Annotated in this window: 4 protein-coding genes; all 4 read left to right on the plus strand. The window is 70.0% G+C overall.

What is annotated here, in order from left to right; all coding sequences use genetic code 11:
- Positions 1-126: 126 nt before the first annotated feature.
- Entirely contained in the window at positions 127-780 is a 654-nt protein-coding gene (locus AB0J67_RS40385) for a hypothetical protein (protein WP_363491000.1), read from the plus strand.
- Positions 781-789: 9 nt separating this feature from the next.
- The gene (locus tag AB0J67_RS40390) at positions 790-1,662 is read left to right on the plus strand and encodes an SDR family oxidoreductase (protein ID WP_363491002.1); all 873 of its coding nucleotides are present in this window, start codon (positions 790-792) and stop codon (positions 1,660-1,662) included.
- A 77-nt stretch (positions 1,663-1,739) separates the two neighbouring features.
- A complete protein-coding gene (gene pyrE, locus AB0J67_RS40395; RefSeq protein WP_363491004.1) occupies positions 1,740-2,270 on the plus strand; it encodes an orotate phosphoribosyltransferase in 531 nt (176 codons plus the stop codon).
- Between the two features lie 40 nt (positions 2,271-2,310).
- The gene (locus AB0J67_RS40400; RefSeq protein WP_120317708.1) at positions 2,311-2,706 is read left to right on the plus strand and encodes a metalloregulator ArsR/SmtB family transcription factor; all 396 of its coding nucleotides are present in this window, start codon (positions 2,311-2,313) and stop codon (positions 2,704-2,706) included.
- Positions 2,707-2,826 lie beyond the last annotated feature (120 nt).

Below are 2,826 nucleotides of genomic sequence, written 5' to 3' on the forward strand. Positions count from 1 at the left end.
GGACCGGTGCTCGGGCACCGGTCCCGCGCTGTCTGTGTTATCCCGAATCGAACACATAAGTGCAGGTGATAGGGGTAACTTCCGATCTGGAGCCTGACTCGGTCCGCTCGCATCGGGGGTACGCCAATGTCGCTTTCCGCTTCGCAACCGGTGGAGCCGGTCGGGCCGGTCGAACCACGCGGGCAGAGCGCGCTGCATCACCGGCCCGCGGTGGTCACCGCCGCGGCCGCGATCCTCGGCCTGCTCGCGCTGCTCAACCTCGTCAACGCGATCCTGCACCTGGCCGCCATCAACGCGATCCTCAACCGGTTGCGGGTCAGGGCGGTGCTGGAGGGGGTGAACCCGGCCGACCTCAACGCGATCGAGACCACCCTGAAGACGGCGCTGATCGTCAGCGCCCTGCTCCTGGTGCTGGTCGCGATCATCCTGCTGGCCCTGGCCTGGGGCGTGTGGCAGGGCAACCGGCCCGCCCGCATCCTCACCTGGGTGGCCTGCGGCCTGGGCGTCCTGCTGGCGTGCTGCGGGCTCTCCGGTGCCACCAGTCTCGGCACCGCCAACGTGACCGTGCAGGGCGGGGGCGACCCGTCGGTGACCCGCGGCGCCCAGGCGCTGGTCGACTCCTTCCCCGGCTGGTGGGCCGCGCTCACCGGACTCTCCTCCGCCGCCCAGATTCTCGGCTACATTGCCACTGCCGTGCTGCTCGCCCTCCCGGCCGCCAACGCCTTCTTCAACCGGACGCGGGCGCTGCCGCCGGCGACGACACCCCCGCCGACCGTCTGAGGTGAGCCGATGTCCTCCTCCGCCAGCACCGCCGTCCCCGCGGCGCAGAGCCAGGCCGACCAGGCGCCGGAGCCCGCCGGCGAGCGCCGCACGGCACTGGTCACCGGCGCGACCGCCGGCATCGGCCGCGCGTTCGCGGTGCGGCTGGCCTCCGACGGCTGGGACCTCGTCCTGGTCGCCCGGGACACGGCCCGGCTGGCCGAGTTCTCCGAGGCACTGAGCAGGACCTACGGCGTGCGGGCCGCGGTCCTCTCGGCCGACCTGTCCACCACCGACGGGTGTGAGCTGGTGGAGGAACGGCTACGCGATTCGGCCCGGCCGGTGGACCTGCTGGTCAACAACGCGGGCCTGTCGCTCAACACCCCGTTCCTCAAGTCCACTGTGGAGCAGGAGCTGCACCTGATCGCGGTGAACGTGCAGGCGGTGATGCGGCTGACCCACGCGGCGCTGCCGGTGATGGCGCAGCGCGGCCGGGGAGATGTCATCAATGTCTCATCTGTCGCCGGGTTCGGCGCGGCGATGCCGGGCAGCACCTACCCGGCGAGTAAGGCATGGGTGACCAACTTCAGCGAGTCGGTCGCGCTGTCGGTCGCGCACCAGGGCGTACGCGTGATGGCGCTGTGCCCCGGATTCACGCGGACCGAGTTCCACGACCGGGCGGGGATCAACATGACGAAGACCCCGGAATGGCTGTGGCTGCAGGCGCCCCAGGTCGTCGCGGACGGCCTGCGTGACCTGCGGCGTGGCCGCACGGTGAGCGTGCCGAGCTGGAAGTACAAGGTGCTGGTGGGGTTCATGCGGCACACCCCGACCCGGCTGCTGCGGCGGCTGGCCCGCGGGGCACGGGTGCGCACCGGTCGCGACACCGAGGGCGACAGCTGACGCTCCGCAAGACCCGTACCGGAATCCGGGACACCCCCTTGATCGAGCTCTCAGGATCGGCGAGTAGTGTCGCTGCCATGTCCGACCGCGACGACCTGCGTAAATTCATCACTGATCTCGCGGTGGTGCGAGGGAAGGTAGTCCTGTCCTCTGGGAAAGAGGCTGACTACTACGTCGACCTTCGCCGGATCACGCTGCACCACGCCGCCGCGCCGCTGGTCGGGCGGGTGCTCAACGAGCTGACCGCCGACTGGGATTTCGACGCCGTCGGTGGCCTCACGCTGGGCGCGGACCCGGTCGCCACCGCCATGCTGCACACCTCGTCCCGCCCCCTGGACGCCTTCGTCGTCCGCAAGGCCGGCAAGGCACACGGCTTGCAGCGCCGCATCGAGGGACCGGACGTGGCCGGCCGCCGCGTGCTCGCTGTCGAGGACACTTCGACTACGGGCGGTAGCGTTCTCGCCGCTATTGATGCACTGCGGGAGGCGGGTGCCGAGGTCATCGGTGTTGCGGTTATTGTCGATCGAGGCGCGGGCGATACGGTGCGTGCTGCCGGACTGTCGTACCGAGCCGCCTATACGTTGGCGGACCTTGGCCTGTCGGCCTAACGGAACTCCGATCCGTACCTGGTAATATGTAGGTGGATCGATGCTGTTGTTGGAAGGAAGAAATCACGTGGGAACAGCTCTGGTGGAAACCCCGCTGCCTCAAATCTCGCCCCTCGCTGGTGAGCCGATCGAGCGCGCCGACGCGGAGCGCCTCGCTGGCGTCCTCAAGGCGCTCGCCGACCCGGCCCGCCTCCGGCTGCTGAGCCTGATCCAGTCCGCCCCCGAGGGCGAGGCATGCGTTTGTGACCTGACCGCGCCGCTGGGCCTGTCCCAGCCGACTGTCAGCCACCACCTGCGCATCCTCACCGAGGCCGGCCTGCTGAACCGTGACAAGCGCGGTGTGTGGGCTTACTACAGCCTGGTGCCGTCTGCCATCGCCACCGTCGCCGAGCTTCTGACGCCGCCGCGCAAGCGCGCGACCAAGAAGGCTCGCTGACACGCGGCAATGCCCTGATGCGCCCCACGGCGCATCAGGGCCGCCGAAGGCCGGGCGGTGAAGCCGTTCGTCGAGGAGGGCCTGCCCCGGCTGGCGGCCGTGGCCGCGCTCGACAAGCTG

Source organism: Catellatospora sp. NPDC049609, from assembly GCF_040675365.1.
Lineage (GTDB): Bacteria > Actinomycetota > Actinomycetes > Mycobacteriales > Micromonosporaceae > Catellatospora.

Bases quoted from the DNA above. Each gene is read 5' to 3' on its own strand.
- AB0J67_RS40385 (WP_363491000.1), top strand. From the start codon at position 127: ATGTCGCTTTCCGCTTCGCAACCGGTGGAGCCGGTCGGGCCGGTCGAA.
- AB0J67_RS40390 (WP_363491002.1), top strand. From the start codon at position 790: ATGTCCTCCTCCGCCAGCACCGCCGTCCCCGCGGCGCAGAGCCAGGCC.
- pyrE (WP_363491004.1), top strand. From the start codon at position 1,740: ATGTCCGACCGCGACGACCTGCGTAAATTCATCACTGATCTCGCGGTG.
- AB0J67_RS40400 (WP_120317708.1), top strand. From the start codon at position 2,311: ATGCTGTTGTTGGAAGGAAGAAATCACGTGGGAACAGCTCTGGTGGAA.